Origin of the sequence: Pontibacillus sp. HMF3514, assembly GCF_009858175.1 — a bacterium.
Classification (GTDB): Bacteria; Bacillota; Bacilli; order Bacillales; family BH030062; genus Pontibacillus.
In genome coordinates this window covers 1451053-1470074 of record NZ_CP047393.1, presented here as the reverse complement: position 1 = coordinate 1470074, position 19022 = coordinate 1451053, and the positions used below count along the sequence as shown (strand labels likewise).

Annotated in this window: 18 protein-coding genes and 1 riboswitch; of the genes, 7 read left to right on the top strand and 11 right to left on the bottom strand. The window is 36.8% G+C overall.

Features of this window, described 5'->3' with window-relative positions; all coding sequences use genetic code 11:
• Nucleotides 1–373: 373 nt before the first annotated feature.
• From GS400_RS07610 to GS400_RS07600, 3 genes are all read right to left on the bottom strand, one after another.
• The gene (locus GS400_RS07610; RefSeq protein WP_160100514.1) at nucleotides 374–1114 is read right to left on the bottom strand and encodes a LytR/AlgR family response regulator transcription factor; all 741 of its coding nucleotides are present in this window, start codon (nucleotides 1112–1114) and stop codon (nucleotides 374–376) included.
• Nucleotides 1115–1295: 181 nt separating this feature from the next.
• Nucleotides 1296–4217, bottom strand: a complete 2922-nt coding sequence (locus GS400_RS07605) for an ATP-binding protein (RefSeq protein WP_160100512.1) — start codon at nucleotides 4215–4217, stop codon at nucleotides 1296–1298.
• 15 nt (nucleotides 4218–4232) lie between these two features.
• Nucleotides 4233–4646: a response regulator gene (locus tag GS400_RS07600; protein ID WP_160100510.1), complete on the bottom strand. Its 414-nt coding sequence runs from the start codon at nucleotides 4644–4646 to the stop codon at nucleotides 4233–4235.
• Between the two features lie 253 nt (nucleotides 4647–4899).
• Here GS400_RS07600 and GS400_RS07595 point away from each other — a divergent pair, with 253 nt between their 5' ends.
• A complete protein-coding gene (locus GS400_RS07595) occupies nucleotides 4900–6084 on the top strand; it encodes an acyl-CoA dehydrogenase family protein (RefSeq protein WP_160100508.1) in 1185 nt (394 codons plus the stop codon).
• A gap of 50 nt (nucleotides 6085–6134) precedes the next feature.
• Here GS400_RS07595 and GS400_RS07590 read toward each other — a convergent pair whose 3' ends face one another.
• The 3 genes from GS400_RS07590 to GS400_RS07580 all read right to left on the bottom strand — a co-directional run bounded on the left by GS400_RS07590 (nucleotide 6135) and on the right by GS400_RS07580 (nucleotide 8608).
• On the bottom strand, nucleotides 6135–6773 hold the full coding sequence (locus tag GS400_RS07590) for a methanogen output domain 1-containing protein (protein ID WP_160100506.1): 639 nt from the start codon (nucleotides 6771–6773) through the stop codon (nucleotides 6135–6137).
• A 113-nt stretch (nucleotides 6774–6886) separates the two neighbouring features.
• Nucleotides 6887–7492, bottom strand: a complete 606-nt coding sequence (thiT, locus tag GS400_RS07585; protein ID WP_160100504.1) for an energy-coupled thiamine transporter ThiT — start codon at nucleotides 7490–7492, stop codon at nucleotides 6887–6889.
• 85 nt (nucleotides 7493–7577) lie between these two features.
• Nucleotides 7578–7678: riboswitch (TPP riboswitch) on the bottom strand.
• 123 nt (nucleotides 7679–7801) lie between these two features.
• Nucleotides 7802–8608 carry a CAP domain-containing protein gene (locus GS400_RS07580; RefSeq protein WP_236561194.1) on the bottom strand — a complete coding sequence of 269 codons (807 nt, stop codon included), beginning with the start codon at nucleotides 8606–8608 and terminating at the stop codon, nucleotides 7802–7804.
• A 345-nt stretch (nucleotides 8609–8953) separates the two neighbouring features.
• Here GS400_RS07580 and GS400_RS07575 point away from each other — a divergent pair, with 345 nt between their 5' ends.
• Nucleotides 8954–10081, top strand: coding sequence for a S8 family peptidase (locus tag GS400_RS07575; protein WP_160104551.1), 1128 nt, complete (start codon nucleotides 8954–8956; stop codon nucleotides 10079–10081).
• A 767-nt stretch (nucleotides 10082–10848) separates the two neighbouring features.
• On the opposite strand, the gene GS400_RS20320 is transcribed toward GS400_RS07575, so the two are convergent.
• From GS400_RS20320 to GS400_RS07565, 3 genes are all read right to left on the bottom strand, one after another.
• Nucleotides 10849–10974, bottom strand: coding sequence for a hypothetical protein (locus tag GS400_RS20320; RefSeq protein WP_255454172.1), 126 nt, complete (start codon nucleotides 10972–10974; stop codon nucleotides 10849–10851).
• A 16-nt stretch (nucleotides 10975–10990) separates the two neighbouring features.
• Entirely contained in the window at nucleotides 10991–12268 is a 1278-nt protein-coding gene (locus GS400_RS07570; RefSeq protein WP_160100503.1) for a helix-turn-helix transcriptional regulator, read from the bottom strand.
• 487 nt (nucleotides 12269–12755) lie between these two features.
• Nucleotides 12756–13733, bottom strand: a complete 978-nt coding sequence (locus GS400_RS07565; RefSeq protein ID WP_160100501.1) for a C40 family peptidase — start codon at nucleotides 13731–13733, stop codon at nucleotides 12756–12758.
• Nucleotides 13734–13936: 203 nt separating this feature from the next.
• Between GS400_RS07565 and GS400_RS07560 the strand changes: the two genes are divergently transcribed.
• Nucleotides 13937–14284 carry a YflT domain-containing protein gene (locus GS400_RS07560; RefSeq protein WP_160100499.1) on the top strand — a complete coding sequence of 116 codons (348 nt, stop codon included), beginning with the start codon at nucleotides 13937–13939 and terminating at the stop codon, nucleotides 14282–14284.
• Nucleotides 14285–14332: 48 nt separating this feature from the next.
• Here GS400_RS07560 and GS400_RS07555 read toward each other — a convergent pair whose 3' ends face one another.
• Nucleotides 14333–14677 (bottom strand): Mpo1-like protein, encoded by a 345-nt coding sequence (locus GS400_RS07555; RefSeq protein ID WP_160100497.1) that lies wholly within the window; start codon nucleotides 14675–14677, stop codon nucleotides 14333–14335.
• A 195-nt stretch (nucleotides 14678–14872) separates the two neighbouring features.
• On the opposite strand from GS400_RS07555, the gene GS400_RS07550 reads away from it, so the two are divergent.
• The 3 genes from GS400_RS07550 to GS400_RS07540 all read left to right on the top strand — a co-directional run bounded on the left by GS400_RS07550 (nucleotide 14873) and on the right by GS400_RS07540 (nucleotide 17725).
• Nucleotides 14873–16162 (top strand): Na+/H+ antiporter NhaC family protein, encoded by a 1290-nt coding sequence (locus tag GS400_RS07550; protein ID WP_160104550.1) that lies wholly within the window; start codon nucleotides 14873–14875, stop codon nucleotides 16160–16162.
• Nucleotides 16163–16358: 196 nt separating this feature from the next.
• Nucleotides 16359–16952 carry a sigma-70 family RNA polymerase sigma factor gene (locus tag GS400_RS07545; RefSeq protein ID WP_236561191.1) on the top strand — a complete coding sequence of 198 codons (594 nt, stop codon included), beginning with the start codon at nucleotides 16359–16361 and terminating at the stop codon, nucleotides 16950–16952.
• The gene (locus GS400_RS07540) at nucleotides 16952–17725 is read left to right on the top strand and encodes a hypothetical protein (protein ID WP_160100495.1); all 774 of its coding nucleotides are present in this window, start codon (nucleotides 16952–16954) and stop codon (nucleotides 17723–17725) included. The genes GS400_RS07545 and GS400_RS07540 overlap by 1 nt, the downstream gene beginning before the upstream one ends.
• Nucleotides 17726–17809: 84 nt before the next feature.
• Here the strand turns inward: GS400_RS07540 and GS400_RS07535 are convergent, their stop codons facing one another.
• A complete protein-coding gene (locus GS400_RS07535; RefSeq protein ID WP_160100493.1) occupies nucleotides 17810–18349 on the bottom strand; it encodes a DUF4269 domain-containing protein in 540 nt (179 codons plus the stop codon).
• 156 nt (nucleotides 18350–18505) lie between these two features.
• Here GS400_RS07535 and GS400_RS07530 point away from each other — a divergent pair, with 156 nt between their 5' ends.
• Entirely contained in the window at nucleotides 18506–19006 is a 501-nt protein-coding gene (locus GS400_RS07530; protein WP_160100491.1) for a cysteine dioxygenase, read from the top strand.
• Nucleotides 19007–19022: the final 16 nt, after the last annotated feature.

The following is a 19022-nucleotide window of genomic DNA, read 5'->3' as shown; positions in this document are numbered from 1 at the left end:
CATCCTTTTAGGCTCACACCCTGTGTGTGCCATAGCCTATGCAAGGATAAAATCGAGCGTGTCAAAATAAAAGTTTCTGACAACGTAAAAAAGCTACGCAGGGAATCCTGCATAGCTTTCTAAGTCTCTATTTATGGAGTCGTCTCTTTTCCTTTATAAAAAGGAATTCTGTCTCTACTATGTGAGATGAAGGAGAATATCCTTGTTCCATCTCGTATACTTACCATAGCAGTTTCAAACAAGAATGGTCAAAATTTCTAACGTCATTTCACACAAGAACATGCACCTAAAAGACATCTTTTGCACCTATTGAAACAGGAAACAACCCTTTTAATAACATTCCCCCTACAAAAGTACCTTAAATGAGATTTCTTCATGACTGAAAGTAGCTCATCAATTCATGGATACGTTGAATATTTTGCTTTGAGATTTGAGCCGGAGTATCATAACCATGAAAATAGACAAGATAACTTTTTCCAGACGTTTGAATATGAGAAATGTGAGTTAAATGTATAATAAAAGATCGATGGGATTGTACGAAAGAATCATCCAAGAAATCTAAGAAATACTCTAACGTTTCAGTTGATGAATAGCTTTGATAAGGTGTATGAATCACAGATTTACGATCACGCTTTTCGATGAACAAGATATCTTCAACTTGCACATAATACAGAGAGCGATTAAATCGGATCGGAATACGATTATTCGCTTTTTGTGTCTCTGCTTCTTCTGTTTGTTTTTGTTCGAGTCTCTTTTTAGCTCGATTTAAAGCCAAGTGTAGTCTACTAATCTGAATAGGTTTCATAACATAATCTAAGGCATTAAGATCAAATGCTTCTACGGCAAACCTATCATGTGCTGTTGTAAATATGTATGCCAATGATGGCATCGTTTGCACGCACTCTCTTATCGCATCAATACCTCGTTTACGTGGCATTTCAATATCACACATTACTAAATCTGGTTGATGCTGTATTACTTTTTCAACTAACTCCACTCCATCCACAGCTTCATCAATTATGGAAAAAGAGTCAGAAGCAACCTTATCAATCATTTGTTTTAATACTTTTCGTGACGCTTCTTGGTCATCAGCAATTAAAATACGATATGTCATGTTTATCATCCTTAGAAAAGCACGGTTTTCACAAAAATATTAATCATTATATATAGCTTATATATTCAACTTAAGTATAAATGAAAACACTTTCTTTGTGGAGTATTTCGGGGTCAATACATGATATTGGAAAAACACGTCTTCACAACAGAGGAATGAAGACGTGTTTTTGAATGCTTAACTATAGATGCTTTTCAAGTACATTAAGGAAAGTTGTTACTTCGAGTGGTTTTGTTAGATAATCCTGAAACCCTGCTGCAATACCTTTTTCAATCTCCCTTGGCATTGCATTTGCACTAATTGCAATTACAGGAATTCTTTTTGTAGATGGGTGATCATTAACTTTAGAAAGGACATCATATCCATCTAACCCTGGTAAATTTAAGTCTAATAAAATTAAATCCGGTCTGTGAGTTTGTGCTAATTCCAGGCCAATTTCACCATTCATGGCAGACATAAACTCAATGTTGGACTTATGTGCAAGCATTTTTTGTACCAAATGCAAATTTGCTGGGTTATCTTCTATATAAAGAAGTTTTTTCTTTTCATCGCTCCCTGTTAGGGCAGGTGACTCTTGTGAAACCTCTTGAATTGGGTCAGTCGTAATGGTTTCGACTACAGGTAGATCTATCCAAAACATACTGCCTTCACCTAACTCACTTTTTACAGAGATAGTTCCATTCATTAAAGCCATTAACTGTTTTGATAGCGTTAAGCCAATTCCCGTTCCTTCAATAATCTTCTCATCAAGAATTCTGGTGAACGGTTCAAAGATTTGGTCAATTTCCTGATCATCAATTCCAACACCAGTATCTTCTACTAGAAAATTCGCTTTTCCTTCCTTAACGGAACATTCCACACGAATACAACCTTCATCTTGATTGTACTTAACAGCATTAGACAACAGATTCAGTAAGACTTGCTTCAGCCTTGTACGGTCAGCATAGACATATATTTCATTACACGCATTAAGATTATGATCGATCGTAATCCTCTTATTAGTAACAAGAGGAGAAATTATTCCGAGTACTTCTTCTATCACAGGTTGAACTTCTACAGGTTCTAGAGATACAGTTAATTTTCCAGCTTCTACTCGAGCAAGGTCAAGAATTTCGTTTATAAGCGTCAATAAATGATTTCCTGCCCTTAAAATCTCTTCAACACTCTCGTTTTGAGAAGTCGTTAACGAGTCTTTTTCATACTCTAACAACTGTGTGAACCCTAAAATGGCATTCATTGGTGTTCTCAGTTCATGACTCATACTGGATAGAAAATCCGATTTCGCCTTACTTGCTTGCTCTGCTTCTTCTTTTGCTTTTCTTAACGATTCTTGCAGTTCTTTTAAATCCGTAATATCTCTAGCTGTTAATACAAAATGACGAAATTCACCTGATTCGTCTACAATAGGAGCAAGTCTCCCTTGAAACCACCGTTTACCAGCTAATGTGTCAATTTGATATTCAACTGTTTTAGGCTGACCTAATTCCTGTACCTCGCGTATCGTGACCATGAAGAATAAAGCATCCTTCTCAGAAAATACGTCATTGATTCTTGTACCTATTAATTTATCTTTGGTCTTTGGTAATTTCTTTTCATCATTCGTCCATATATTTAGGTACGTTCCATTCTCATCTACTCTCATAATGACATCATCAATTGAGGAAACTAATGCTCTTAGATCGGATTCCTTTTCCTTCAGTTCTTCCTGAGCTTTATATAACTCCTCATTTGCCGTACCAAGCGTTTGTCCCATACTTGTGATGCTTGTAGCTGTTTCATCTAACTCCTCTATACGAAATGATTCATCCTTTTGATAATAACGACCTGCTCCAATCTCACGAACCAGCTTATTAATATCATAAAGGGGATCAGATATAGAATGAGATAACTTTTGAGCTCGTTTATATAGAAACATGAAAAATATTAAATAAAAAAGAATAAGACCAAATATCATTAATGCCCCAATTTTCATCAACTTACGGTCTAATAAGAAAAGATCATTAAAGATTTGTTCTTTATCCACTACAGAAATAAACTTCCATCCAGTCCCTTCAACGGTAGACCAAGCTAAAAAATGGTCTTCACCATTGAAATTGGCCATGGTTAGCCCTTTTTTGGCTTCAGGTAATATCTTCGCAAAATGCTTCGTTTCATCTTGGTTATACAGATTGAATTTTTCTGGTTTAAATGTATTGGTATGAATTTGTTGATCATAAGCATATTCATTCAGCTCATTTAACCCAAAAACAACTTCACCTTTTTGAGGAAGAGCCAAAATTGTCCCATCTTTTCCAACTAGCATTCCGAAACCTTCCCATGGAATATCTAAATCCAATATACGATCTCTAATCGTATCAATCGTAACATCAACCCCTACCACACCTTCTAAGAAATCATCTTTATATACGGGGGCAATCGATGACGCCATCCATCCATTCCCGGCTGGGTCTAAATATACATCTGTCCACTTCGTTTCCCGAGAAGGGTTATGGTCTTGATCAGCCTCATAATAAAAATTAAATTGAGGAATGAGCGTTTTTGGATTTATTTGATCCATAACATCATAATAAGGATACATAACATTCAGTGAATCATAAGTGTTAAAATAAACGGCTTCTGCTAGTGGTTCTGTTTTGTATATATGCTTCATCAGATCTTGTGTCGTAAGGAGCCGAGCAACTTTTTGTAAATTGTGGTCAGGTGTAGTTGCACCACTATAAAAAACAGCTGCTCCACCTTCTTTTAAATTACGAAAGGTATGATACACACCCTCACTGGAATATTGAAGTCGTGCTTGATCCTCTTCTGTAAAAAGAGATCGATTCTTTAATGACTCCTCAACTTCTTGACGATATAAGTTTGTAGTTTTAGAAATCGACTCTAGTTGCATGGTAATCACTTTTGATTCCCGACTTACCGTATGTAATAGATCTTCTTGGGCTTCATCTTTGAACAATTTCATCATGACGTCATTCGCCCAGTCATTTGAAAAGAAATATATACTTATAAACGCTAATTCAACTACAAAAAGAGGGATTAGAGCGATTCTTAAAAAAGATCGCCATATCCACTTCATTAGAGACATTCTTTGATTTTCTTGCATGTTTAAGGCACCTCATTAGGTTTGGTTGCTTGTTTTCAAAGCACACTGAATTCGATGTATGACATCTTTTACATCAAATGGTTTGGCTATAAAATCTTGAACACCCAACTTATACGCCTTTTCCCTGTTGATCATTTCATCATGACTTGTAATTACAATAATGGGTGTATAGGGTTTTTTCTCATAGCGAGAGAATTGTTCTAATATATCAAATCCATCTATATAAGGCATTTTGAGATCTAATAATATTAAGTCAGGTTGTTCTCGGTGATAAAGGGAAAACATCTCACGAACATCAACGGTTTCGACAATATTATGAAATCCATTAACCTTAAGTAATTTGTTTAAAAGTAAGACATTAGGTCCGTGGTCATCTACAATAAATATCTTGGCTTTGTGAATATCTAAATCCATTTTCATCACCTTCATATGTTCAAGATATAATTTATTGTAGAATAACTTCATTCGTAAATGTAGTAGGATCGAAAAAAACAGACAAAAAAAGGTGGATTTAAGTCAAACATATCCTCTTTTCAAACGTAAAATTGAACTTCTTAGAACATTTATTGATACTCTCCTATTTTAACAAAAATGAAGCTCCTATTGTGAAACATTTCATTAGCATAATCCCGATAAGTTTAATATGATTTTAGAAGGTACCTCGATTTAAGGAGTGATTGATATGAAGGAATTATATAAAACGTTTGTTCACAATAAACGGCAGGAAGGCCTCGTCCAAAAAGCTGGAGAAATTGCCAACAAAGTACGTAAACAATCTACCATCAATGACCTGAATGCAGATTTTTCTCAAGATAATGTAAAGATTTTTCAAAATGAACACTACCTTTCATTGACGATTCCTGAGAACTATGGCGGTGAAGGTCTTTCCTTATATGAATTTTTACTCATGCAAGAACGATTAGCGATGGGGGATGGTCCAGCAGCTCTGTCAGTAGGATGGCATCTTGGTATTCTAATGGAACTTCGAGATGAATCCTTATTAGAGCGGCCAATCTATAAAAAGCTAGCCGAAGAGGTTGCAACTTCTCAAGTACTTGTGAATCGTGCTGCATCAGAACCTGCTACAGGGAGCCCAACACGTGGTGGTGTACCTGAAACCACAGCTCACTATGAAAATGGTCATTACATCATTTCTGGACGAAAAACTTTCACGACGATGGCCAGTGTATTGGATTATGCAATTATCAACGCCTTCATTCCGGAATTAGATGAAGTTGGTTGGTTCTTTACCCCTCTTGATCTAAAAGGCGTTAAAGTAGATAAAACCTGGGATACTCTTGGTATGCGTGGAACGGGCAGTCATGATTTAGTATTAGAAGATGTTAAAGTCCCTGAAGATTATTTCGTTGAGCGAAAGGATGAACAACCTAAAGGTCCAAAAGGTTGGTTACTTCATATACCTGCTTGTTATTTAGGCATTGCCCTGGCTGCTAGTCAAGATGCTATTGAGTTTGCCAAAAACTTTCAGCCTAACAGTTTAGACACACCGATTTCTGAAGTGGCTCACATTCAACAAAAAATCGGAGAGATGGAATTAAAGCTTACACAAGCTCGACACTTTATGTACTCAATAGCGAGGCAATGGGATGAACAACCTGAAAAACGCCCTAGCCTTTCCAGTTCTCTGGGAGCAGTCAAAACAACTGCAACGAACACAGCGAATGAAGTGGTTGATCTTGCTATGAGAATTGCTGGCGGCAGAGGACTTTCGAAAAGCTATCCGTTTGAAAAGTATTACCGCGATGTAAGAGCAGGTCTTCATAACCCGCCTATGGATGATATGGTCTTAACCATGCTTGCAAAAGAAGCGATAGGGCGTCTTGAAGGTAACGATAAGGACAATTGATAGCAAAAGGGCTGTTCCCTTAATTAGAACAGCCCTTTTGCATTTATATTTTATGATTGATTCTTCACTTGTGCACGTAAATCTTCCAATTCGGAAACTAAGGATTCGATCATTTCATCACTTCTACGTAATTCCTCACCCAGCATTTTAATGGTCTCTTCTTCCCAATGGAAAGGATCGCCGTTTTCAGGTGTCACTGGAATATCTTTATATTCATCACCCGGAAGCTCATCGTCTTCATTAAAATAAACGGCTACTTCACAAATTGGATCCCCATCTGCAATCCTTTGGCGAAGATCAACTTTACCATAACCAAATCGTCGTGCGGCTATTCCACCAAAAACACTTGATGTCATAGCACATAAATGAGGTGAATCTTTTACTAATTCTCCAAAAGGACACTTATGCGCTTTTACCACAATATGATCGGATTCAATTGTATCAATCTCAAAATGACCATCGATTTTATTCTTTAAATCAATAATAACGTTTACGTACTTCTCTACTGTCCATTGTTCATTCTTCTCACTATAATAACCTTCTAACCATTCGCCTGTTCTTAAACCTAATTGACGGATATATTCTTCAGCTGCAGAACCGATTGTCTTTTCATGAATTAATGCATATTGGGTTAAAAGCTTCGCTAAGAAAACTTGTCCATTTAAATGATTTGGATTCGGTGTACTCATAGATGATTCACCACTTTCTGAATTAGGCTAACACTGTTCAAGTTCCCTAATTCCTAGTGATAAAACAAAATTCCGTAAATCAATTTATGACAATCTTAGACACAGACCCGTATTTAATTAGAATGAACGGGTCTGTTAGCGTGTTTAGAATTCACATGCAGGAATCTTGGTTGTTTATATAGTAAGATGCTTAGCACAATTGCACTAATGATAAAGGATGGAAGCATATAACCAATATTATACGTCAATGAGTACATCCAAACGGATCCAGGAACACCATCTGGCATAAAGTAATCAATAAAGATGATTCCTGAAGCAAAATGACTTAAAAATCTGAGTGTGCACCCAACAAATGCTCCTAGGGTGAGATACAACGTGAATCGTTTAATATTTCCTTGCGATACAGCATTTTTCACAGCTGATGAAAAGATACCTGCAAAACCAACTACAAAAAAGGCTACAGGATAATCTAATACATATTGAGCGGGGTGAACAATAAAGGGATCTAAAATGGAATTAAACAATCCGATTAATAACCCCGAAAGCAATCCACCTTTTAATCCCCAACGAAATGCCATAAACAGAATAGGTACCATGGCAAATGAGATCGATCCTCCCTGAAGCCATAGCGGAATTGATAAATACGGTAAGCTTAAAACTGCTCCTAAAGCCGAAAACAATGCTACTTCAACTAAAAATAAAATAGGACTTCTTTTCATAATAAAAACGCCTCCCCAATTAAATTTTTCCACAAAAAAAGCAATGCAAGGGAGAGCTTTAAGATGGAAGTCCTTTTGCATTGCGCCATCAATAAAGCCACATCCCTACGCTAGAATTAACTAACAGGTTCAAAGGGTTAGAACAAATGTTCAATCTCAGCCATTCCGGCTCCCCTTGTGGTCTTTCTTACATCTGCTTTTTTCGATACGTCTATTATAAAAGATATGTGCTGAAACATTCAAATGGTAGAGACTGTTAGTTACTGCCTATAAATAAAGCCGCATACCAAAAGTATGCGGCCAATCCACTTATTTTTGAATAAACATTTGTGTCCAGTAGATGCCCATCTCTCCGCCTTCTGCCACTCCGACTCCAATGTGTGTTACGCTTTTGTTTAAAATATTTTTACGGTGACCGGCACTTTGCATCCATTTACGCACAACTTCTTCAGGTGAATCTTGACCAGCAGCAATGTTCTCAGCTGCAGTTTTATAATCAATTCCAAAGTTTTGCATCATTTCAAAAGGACTTCCGTACGTTGGAGAGTTGTGTGAGAAGTATCCTTTGTTTACCATGTCTTGGGATTTCTTTTGAGCCACTTGAGCTAACTCATCGTATGCTTTTAATTTAGGAAGACCGTTCTTTTGACGCTCTTTGTTCGTTAGTTCAACAACCTGTTGCTTAAAGCCATCAGACTGTTGGCTCTCTTTTGCTTTTTGATTCGTGTCCTGTTGTTGCTGCTGTTGAGTTCCTTTTTGACCTTGGTTACGTTCTGGAGTTTGTGCATATTGTCTTGCATCTCCATTACCTTGATCTGGTGCTGCACCTCGGTTGTAACGTTCCATACGCTCATATTGCGCGTCTCCATTTCCACCGAAAGGGACTACATATTTGCGCAGTTCTGTTTGTACATCAAAACGATTGTTATCGCGATCTCGGTCGCCCATATTTAACCCATAACCGCCTCCGTTATCTCCGCGATTATACGTTATATCCTCAACATTGTTGTTATTATCTGCTACATCATTGTCCATACCTTCTTCATTTGCACCACAAGCTGCAAGAACAAACATCAATGCACATGCTGAAAGTATATATTTCAATGTTTTTATCATGTTTCAACCTCCTATATTAGGCTTTCTTAAGCCATTTGTAGTATTTGCTTGAGAAAATGTATTATGCTTTCTCTCTAAACAAATGAGGAGGGAATTGATGGTGAAAACACCGGTAAAAAATGCTCGTTCTACTATGATTTTTCGAGGGGATTTGACCAAAATCGCAATTTCCCTTCCAGTTCTATAGTACTTTTATCCTTATTAAGAGAAAAAGAAAATGAAAACGCTTTTAAAAGCTATAATACTCACCTTTATGTTGCAAAGATTTCTCCAAAAAATTATTGTATGATTATTCTGAAAACAATATTAGGAGGGATCTTTTTGAAAAGATTATTTTTTGCGGTGATGAGTGTTGTATTTTTTCTTTCGTTGGTTGCGGGACAGTTACCAGTATCTGCCCAATCCAAAGCTCCTGTGAGTGATTACTTAGTTGGTTTCGAAAAAGAAATTAAGCAAAAGCATCTAGATCAACTTACACAAGCTGGCGGTGAAGTCAAACACCAATTTAAATACATCAATGTGGTGCAAGTCTCTCTTCCAGAACAGGCTGTAGAATCTTTACAAAACAAACCTAATGTAGCTTACATTGAAAAAGATGCAGAGGTTCAAGCATTTGGACAAACTACTCCTTGGGGCATCACTGAAATTAATGCAGATGATGTTCAAGCAAATGGAACTACTGGAAATGGAGTAAAAGTTGCAGTATTAGATACTGGGATTAGTGCAAGTCATGAAGATCTTAGTGTTGCAGGGGGAGCTAGCTTCGTAGACAGTGAACCAGATCCATTTAACGATGGCAATGGTCATGGTACTCACGTTGCTGGTACTATTGCTGGTCTAGATAATACACTTGGTGTTCTAGGCGTAGCTCCTGATGTTAGCTTATACGCTGTAAAAGTACTTGATAGCGATGGAAGTGGTACTTATAGTGGCATCATTAAAGGTGTTGAGTGGGCTGTCGATAACAATATCGATGTAGTTAACATGAGTCTTGGTGGTAGTCGCGGTTCTACAAGTCTTGAGCAAGCAATGGATAACGCGTATAATAGTGGCGTTTTACTTGTTGCAGCAGCAGGAAACGATGGTACTCGTGGAAAGAAAAATACAATTGGTTATCCTGCAAAATACAGCTCAGTAATGGCTGTTGGTGCAGTTGACTCTAACCTAGACCGTGCTTCTTTCTCTTCTGTAGGAAGTGAGCTTGAAGTAATGGCTCCTGGCGTAAATATTTATAGCTCTGTACCTGGTGATAGCTACGATTCCTACAACGGAACTTCTATGGCTTCTCCACACGTAGCGGGCGCTGCAGCATTAATTCTTGCGAATGATGGCTCCCTTACGAATGCAGAGGTACGCAGCTTACTTAACGACACAGCTACTCCATTAGGTGATTCTTTCTACTACGGTAATGGTTTCATCAATGTTCAGGAAGCTGTAAATACGGCTACTACTACTTATCAAGTAGCGAATTAATACACTCCCCTTCATTCACCCTGGTCATTTGGCCAGGGTTTTCTTTTGTCATTTTCTCTAGATAACCAGCAAATCAATTCTTTTCTTCTATAATTGAAATTCCGTTATAGCCCCCTTATCTGGAAGACTTGGAATCGAGATAATGTGCGTATGGTTCCGTTGCTTTTGTGCAGATCGGCGGGCTGTGGAACGGGTTGCTTTCCCCGGAAGACCGATCGAGCTTCCTCGTCACTTCGTTCCTGCGGGATCTCGCTCGCCCTTTCTACCGGAGGAGTCAACCCGTTCCACAGCCCGCCTTAGCCGAATGGAGATTAACGGAACCGCCTTAGTTCTGGGATGAGGTGTTCTGTTTCCAGGTAGTATAACCCTATCATGACAAGGCTCTGAACAACTTCTCTGAATATGTTTTCCAACCAACATGACGTGGGATATCCAAATTATGGTCCGTTAGTTTCCATAATCGCGTGGAGGGAAGGAAACGGCAAACTGTCGTGGTAGCAAAGGCAAGACGAGACCCCGCAGGAACGAGGAGGCTATACAATGGAGGTTCTACTAAAACCGCCACATCATGTGGCAACGTAGAACTACCCCACGTCGTGTGGGGCAACAACAGGCTTGCCGTTTCACTGACCGCAACAAATTACCCAACAGCAACGGACTCCTCTCAGTTTCAAGTCTTCAACAATCCTGCCAAATTGCTGAATAACCTAAACAAAATTTGCACATAAAAAAGCCTCCCTAAACGGAAGGCTTTTATTATTTATTGATTAAATGTCAGTAAGTTCAATTGAAGTCGGCTCTGGTGGCTCATCCATAGTTAGATGTGTTGTCGCTCCTAGAGATGTTACTGCTAATACTCCCAGTGCTAGTGTTGCCATTACGAATTTCTTCATAATTGATCTCCTCCTCTTAATTTTTGGATAGCTTTTTATATGAATAATTAGCTAACGAAAGATAATAGCAAGCATCTTTATATTTTTTATTTGCTTGCAAACATTCTGATAACAACTCACAATAATTTGCTAAATATTGATGATCTTCATTATCTTGGAAATAAGGTATAACCGTTTCTTTCAAATAATGTTCTAAACTTATTTGATCACCAAGAACTCTTAATTTATATACTTGGAAGTAATACTCAAACAATTTATAGTCTTCTTTATCTGTCACCATTAATAAGCCTCTATCAACCATTTCCATCAGTTGACTTTGGTCATCAAGTTCAAATAGCGCTTCAACCATAGAAGCTATAGTTGTTAATTTCCCCTTGAAATTTTGAGTCTCTTTAAATACCAAGCTTTGCTCAAAGTGTTTAAAAGCCTTCTTGTAATCATCCTTTGCAGCATACAGGTTCCCAAGGTTCTGGTATGCTACCCCTTTTAAAGAAGGTTCTTGCAAGTAATTCGCTGCTTTTATAGAGAGGTTAAATGCTTCTTCTGCTCGATCAAATTGTTTAATTCGTTTATAGCATATTCCCAATAAAATTTGGCAATCGGCACTGCGTCTAAAATCGAAGTTAATCGAGTAAAGATCTAAAGCTAGCCTTGTATAATGCAAACAAAGTGTGACGTTTTGGAGCGCTAATTCATTAATAGCGATTAAAAAGTATAAATCCGATTTCTCAAAGTCATTCATTGGACGAATGTTTAAAATAGATAAAGCATTAGTATAATTCGTATGCGCATCCATATAACGATAACTCAGATTTGCAAAAAGCCCTTTAAATTTAAAATGATAATATTGATGCTTCTCTTCAAACATATCATCCATACGATCAAGCTTTTCTAATAAAACGGGCACTTCACTTAAATGTCTCATTAGTAAGTGATAACGAACCTCAAACAATTTGAATAAGGCTAAAATACTAGGACTCACATTGTTTTGTACCTCTTGTTTCAATCGTAGATAATGTTCTGTAGCTTGATCATTTTTACGCTGGATTATCATCGAGTACCATTCATGAAGGTCTTGTTCTAATTGCTCTTCATCCATATCATCAGAATCCATATCAAATTGAATATTAAGCCGATCAAACAATAACTTCATAATTTCATCACTTGGCTTTGTATTCCCGTTTTCAATTTTACTAAGATAAGATAAAGAACAAATCCCTTCTGCTGTACCTTCAAGTGTGCGATTCTGATTTAACCTGTGAAATTTAATTTTTTTACCTAACTCAGCGTTCATGCCTTGCTACCAACTCACTCTCTACAGGCCATCATCCACTAATACCACTATATTATCTATTAGGGATAATTAAGCTAATTTCCTGCTATTTTTATTTGGGAAAACCCAACCGAAAAACGCCTATAAAACGGTGGTTTATATAACCTATTTTCTCAAACTAGGTTTCCCTCCCTTTTTTTGTGGATTGTGTATATCGTACTGAATTTCCTACTAATTCTCAATATTCTGATAATTTTTCATTCAAGAGTACTAGAAATTCTCCCATATATGTAAAATTTTCTCTCGTTATCATGGTATAATTTTCCCTGAAGAATATTTAAGACTATTAAAAATTAGGACATAAGTACTGATGCCTGATAAGTAAAAAAACATAAAGTTAAAACATAATTTAAATTATTTTTCCTCATTTTAGTAAAAAGTTTTTCTGATTTAAAAAATAAAAAGCCTCTTCTGAAACCGAAGAGGCTTTTTGAACGTCTATCTTATATTATTGTTTTTCATTCTCTACTGCATTAAATAGTGCAATGGAAAAATCAGCTCTAGTAGCGTCCTGATCTGAATTAAAATGTTTAGGTTCGAACTCATTTGTGGTATCTATAGAACTAAGGAGAACAATAGCTTTATCCATTCCACTTTTCGTTTTTGATACATATCCAATATCATTCTCTATTTCAAATGCATTTTGAATAATTAGAGCCATTTGACCTCTTGTGATGGTCTCTTTTGGTCGGAAAGTTCCATCTGGATACCCGTGAATGATGCCAGCTTCTTTCATAGAAGCAATATCCTGAGCAAAACGATAATTTTCACTTACATCACTAAATAATGACATGTTTTCCGAGTCAATTTTTAAATAGTTATTTAATAGTGCTGCAGCTTGCCCGCGTGTAATAGATCGGCTTGGCTTAAAGCTACCATCTGTATATCCATTAATAACTTCAGATTGTGTCAATGTTTTTATTGCATCGTATGCTACGTGATCTTCAGTCAGATCGCTAAAAAGTTGGTCTTTATCCACGTCACCAAAATCTTCTACTCGACGACCTCCAGCATATTTCGGTCCCCAATATGGGTTGCTTAAAGATGCAATCGTCACTCCATCATTTGTAGCAGAAATAAATTGATTTTCTCCTACATATATACCAACGTGTGATATTCCATTTCTATATGTATTCTTAAAAAATACTAAATCTCCGGTTTTAAGTTCACTTTTACTTACCGGATCACCTTCATATGCTTGTTGTAATGTTGTTCGTGGAAGCTCCACACCAAGCTTATTATAAACATGTTGCGTGTAACCAGAACAATCAAAACCATTTACACTGTTACCACCGAAAGCGTAAGGAGTGCCAAGGTATTCTTTTGCGGTGTTCAATACTTGGTCCTTATTCACTGCTGCCGAAACGAGATGTCCATTCCCCAAAACCAAAATACCTGCAAACACAACCGTCAAAAATCTTTTCAATACATTCACTCTCCATCTATTTGTACGCTCTTATTGTAGTTAGTACCTATTCTATCAAATTTTTCTCTTCCGTCATTTTACGTTTTTATTACAATTTTCACGATTTTCTTCCTATTGATTTAACACAAAGAAAAGTTTATTGAAATCACTCACGGGAAAACTTGCTGTGAAATCACATTGTTTTCATTAAGGAGGAAATTTTCATGAAACCATTTGTTCGAGAATATACGAATGACGAAACGGTTAAAGAAGATGTGCAAAAATTATCTAACCATGGTATAGATAGCAACAACATCTACCTTATGACACACGATGATGATCGCACTGAACGATTAGCAGGAAATACAGACGCTAGTACAGTTGGCATGAAAGAAACTGGTGTTGGAGAAGCTGTTAGTAATATGTTTAATAAAAAAGGCGATGAGCTTCGTAATAAGCTACAAGACCTAGGCTTCTCTGCATCTGAGGCTGAAACGTATGAAGAACGATTAGACGAAGGAAAAGTTCTTTTAATCGTGACAGATACACAAGACATTGAAAATATCATCTAATAAATCGAAAGGAGCGACAAGAAAAAGTCGCTCCTTTCTTTATACTTGCTATACTTCTACTGAATATTCCTCTGGTAATTCATTTAATTCCTTCTTTAGTTGTCCGAACAGAATTAACCGATACATTCGAAAATCTGCACGTAATGACCATACAGGATGACCAAATGTTGCTGGCTTATTTCCTTCAAATACATAGTGACTAAACCAAGCAAATCCGTATGCGATCACAGGTGCCAATAAAATAAACCAACCGTTTAAAAGAACGATCGCAGTAATCAAACAAATGAAAACAAAAGAAGTACCCACAAAATGCCATGCTCTCGTTGACTTTTTACTATGTTGAGACAAGTAAAAAGGCCAAAACTCTTCATAACTTTGAAAGTCTCTTTCCATTCTGCTCCCCCCTAAGCATAATCATTCTTTCTTTCAGTATATATGAGGAAATCCACCTTTAAAAGACCGAATTTTCTGTCATTTTAATTTCCATGGCAATGACTTACATTGACACTCATACGAAAAACTCCTAAAGTGATAGAGTACAAAACGCTCACAACCTGAAAATCTTCACTTAAAGAGAGGTGCAACATGATGAACCAAACAAGAGAAAACCCTCTTGCCCTACTCCCATTGCTCTCATTTTTATTCGTATTTGTGGGAGCCGGAATCATATATGATGACTTTTATAAAATATCTATCCTAATCCCAGCTGGTATAGCAGCAATGCTATCACTACTCATAAACCGTAACGCTTCCATCATGGAAAAAGCGAAACAGTTTGTAAAAGGCGCATTTGAGCGAAATATTATTACAATGGTTACCATTTTCCTTCTAGCAGGTGCCTTTTCTGCTATTGCAAATAAAATAGGTGCTGTTGAGCAAACTGTTAACCTTGCTCTAACCTATTTGCCTCAAAGTTTAATTTTAGTAGGAATCTTTTTAATAGGAAGTTTCGTGTCCCTTGCTATGGGAACTTCAGTAGGTACCATTAGTGCTTTAGCACCTATTGCAGTTGGCATTAGTGCTGAAACAGAGCTTTCTACTGCATTAACTGTTGCTGTTGTGGTATCTGGGGCAATGTTTGGAGATAATCTATCCATTATTTCTGACACGACAATTGCTGCTGTTCGTACTCAAATGACAAAAATGAAGGACAAGTTTAAGACCAATTTCTTCATTGTATTACCAGCAGCTATTATAACAATGGTTATTTTAGCCTTTTTAACACCTGATCAGGCATCCGGGGTTCCTGTTGATTCAGTACAATGGATTCGAGTTCTTCCTTATATAGGTGTCCTAGTAGCAGCTTTACTTGGTCTCCACGTATTTCTAGTATTAGGTGGAGGTATTCTGTTTGCAGGACTTATCGGAATATGGGATGGAAGCATAGCTCTCCCAGCCTTTTTCAATACTGTTGCTACAGGTGCCTGGGGCATGCACAATTTAATTCTACTCACGATTCTTTTAGGTGGCATTGTTGCCTTAATGAATTTTAATGGTGGGATTCAGTATATTTTGAATAAGCTTACAAACAAGGTTCAAACACAAAAAGGTGCTGAATATAGCCTTGCTGGACTCGTTAGTACCACTAACTTGGCTACAGCCAATAATACAATTGCCATCTTAACAACTGGGCCTCTTGCTAAAACGATCTCAGATCAATATGGTATTGATTCTCGAAAGTCAGCAAGTATTCTAGATATTTTCTCTTGTACAATCCAGGGCATTATCCCTTATGGTGCACAAATCCTGACAGCGGCTAGTCTTGCAGAAGTTGCACCAACTGATTTGATTCCATTTGCTTTTTACCCAATTTTAATTGCAATCTTTGGGCTCATAGCGATCTCATTCAATTTTCCTCGATTTAAAACGAAACAATAATGAACTACACCTTTTGCCATTCGTGCAAAAGGTGTTTTTTATCCTTCAAAATACTGCTAAAATAAGCTTTTAAAGAAGAGTTTCAGAAAAAAATAAAAAAATTTACGAAATAGTGAATCCTAGTTGAAATTCGCTCCGTCTTATAACTAAACAGAATTCATATGCAGGATTGAACACACGAAAGGATGACATAGGAATGGGAGAACAGGTGATGGTTGAAGAACCCCCTTCTCACCAAGATTCAGTCGATTTGCTCGAAATGGACTCAACAGAGGCTCTTGAAAAAATCATGGACGAATATGGTGATGACGTTAAACGTTTTGTTTATACATATGTAAAAAATCAAGCAGACACTGATGATATTACACAGGAAACGTTTATTACCGTATATAAAAAGCTTCATACCTTTCAGCATAAATCCTCATTAAGAACATGGATTTTTTCAATTGCCGTCAATAAGAGTAAAGACTACTTGAGAAGCTTTCATACTAGACATGATAATTTATTTCAAAAAATTAAATCCTATATCACAGAATCATCGGATCATGAAACACCTGAAAGACAGGTGCTTTCCCAGAGTGAGTCTAGTGAATTAATGGACTATATCATGAAACTTCCGATCAAATATCGTGAAGTACTCATACTTTATTATTTTAATGATTTCTCTATAAAAGAAATTGCTCATTCTCTTAACCAAAAAGAATCCAGCATTAAAACCCGACTTAATCGATCTCGCAGTAAATTAGCTCAAGTGATTGAAGACGCAGACGACCAAAGGAGTGATCAATGATGAATGTGGATCAGAAGTTAAGAGATCTTAAGGATGAATATCATTCCGATATCCCGACATCATTTACCGAAAAAGATAAACAAAATATCTTTAAAACGATTAGCCAAGATACATATCCAAAGCGACCAAAGCTTTCCCAATACTTTCAAAAACCAGCGGCACTTGTTTCATATGCAGCTGTAATCGCACTAATCGGGATTCTTTCATTTGGTCAGATTGGATTTGAAAATACAGCTTCACCGAATGTTTCTAGTGATCATGCTATTAATCAAGCTGGACCAAACATGAAAGGCAACTTACCTGCTACTGGTGGTGGCTCTGGTGATTCTGGAGAAAAAGACCAAGCACCTGCTTCAGAGAATACTAATACAATAGATAGTCCAATCACTTGGAACACCTTAATCGAAGGTGATCAATTTAATTCAATGAAGCTTTCTAAACTTAGCCAGAACCCAAAGCATGCTACTTTTACTGGTGACATTGTCCTTTCTGGATCTGTTGTCAAAAAAGATACTGGTTATAAATTTCATGTTAGCGATTTTACCAAATCAAAACTTCCTTTAATGGAAGATCAAAAAGGTATGCTAATTGTAGATTTTGAAAATATAGATGATTTACAAGATTCTCTTCAAAAAGCAAATGAAGAAGAAGCATTTATCAAATTTATTATTTCTGAGTACCACTACCGTAGCGTGGACGGACAAATCGAAAGATCCATCACGGTTAATGGAGTTATTCTAGATGAGGATTATATAGAAGTAAATCCTCAATAAAATTGTTTCCTCCCAATAGGATAAATATATATGAAATGCCAAGCTCCGATTTGCGATAAGGTCGGGGCTATCTTTTTGTCTTTTTTAGGTTTTTGCGATGTATCCCTGCTCCCGTCCATATTCTAACAAGGCGTCATAAGGATCTCCCTCTAAGACAAATACATGAGCAAAAGCAGCTTCCGTATTGAAACCTTCCCTCTTCAATCCACGAATGATTTCTCTTAATCCATCATACTTTTGTAATAACTTATATTCGATCACCATATGTAAGTAAGCATTTTGTTTATCAACAGGAAGATCCTGTCCAAATAACTCAAATACAAATCCTTTATAAGAGAAATTCACTTTTAGAACATCTCTCCCCCGTATTTTTTTCATTTTACGTTCATAGCCTTCATTAGATTGATATTGATGATCAAGTATGGTTGCTACCTGATCAAAATCATGAACTTCCATTATGATATCGAGATCTGAGTTAGGAAGATCCAACTCAATCGGAATTGTCCCGCAAAGCGTTGGACTGTAATCACTCAACACGTTTAAGAGGTTCAATTCATGAATAGTTTTATATGCCTGTTGTTGCTTGTGATTTCCTTTCTTTAAGTAATCTATATGTTGAAACATAGTAAACTCCTTCCCCTATGTATTATGGCAATGAATGATGATATTAGAAAGTGTAGTTAAAGATGAATCTTCTTAAATTCCTTGTAAAAATGAAGGGGTTTTGAAAGAAAAAAAGAAATCTCTTAAGAGATCCTATTCGTCTAGAGGTGATACACTATGGAACGATTAGAGAAATTTTGTTCGACCCTTTTATCAAAATCAAAATCTTTAACTCCTAAAAAGATCTTGTCTACCCTAGAAGACCACCCCATTACTTACGTAGATGTTCAATCATCCATTGAAAAAGAAACGGAAGGCTATGCATACGGAAGAAAAACCTTACATAGAACAGATGATGTTGAAATCCTTCTGTTATATTGGCCCCCAGGCGTATCTTCTCCTATTCATGATCATGGAGAATCCTACGGGGTTGTTCATGTTGTTCAAGGGGACATTCTTAATGAAAATTTCAGAAAAGTAGATGAAGGAAAAGTAGCACTTATTGAAAAAGAATACGGATGTGAAAGTGACACGGTTGTATCGTATTTTGGTGATATTCACCGCCTCAGTAACCAAGCTGAACACCCTTGTATATCCCTTCATGTGTATTCCCCACCTCTTGTGGAGATGGGTGTATATGAGTTAATCGAAAATGATGAGGTTTCACCATTAGGGTAAAGAAAAAGCAGACTCA